This window comes from Micromonospora sp. DT4 (genome assembly GCF_049841675.1).
In the GTDB taxonomy this organism is placed as follows: domain Bacteria; phylum Actinomycetota; class Actinomycetes; order Mycobacteriales; family Micromonosporaceae; genus Micromonospora.
The window spans coordinates 1-427 of sequence record NZ_JBNCKT010000401.1 but is presented as its reverse complement, the minus strand read 5'-3'; the positions used below and the strand labels follow the sequence as shown (position 1 = coordinate 427).

The following is a 427-nucleotide window of genomic DNA, read 5'->3' as shown; positions in this document are numbered from 1 at the left end:
CCCTGCTCGCGCAGGCTGCGGCGGTGCTGGTCGCGGAGCCGGTGCTGGTCGGCGACGATCGCCTCCGCCACCGGGCGGGTGCAGGAGAACACCGTCCACCCGTTCCAGTGGTCGATCAGGGTGCCGACGAAGCCGATCTCGAAGCGGTCATCGCCGTCCGGGCCGGCGGTCATCGCCCATTCGCCGGAGAACACGCCGACGTCGCCGAGGTGTACCCGGTCGGGGTGCAGGTGGGACACGTCGCTGCCGGTGGGGCTGGCCGCGAGGTGACACAGTTCGGCGACACGCTCTGCGGTTGCGGTGGCGAAGGCGTCGCGGTAGACGGTCATCGCCTCGTCGCGCTGCTGGAGGCGCAGCCCGAACCAGCCGGAGACATCGCCGGTGGCGTCGGCGAACAGCTCCCACCCGGCGGCATCGACCGAGTCTC

General features: G+C 71.9%; 1 pseudogene. It reads right to left on the bottom strand.

Annotated features, from left to right (window positions below):
* Positions 1-427: pseudogene (locus ACLQ24_RS30305) on the bottom strand (DUF4314 domain-containing protein); the annotation flags it as partial.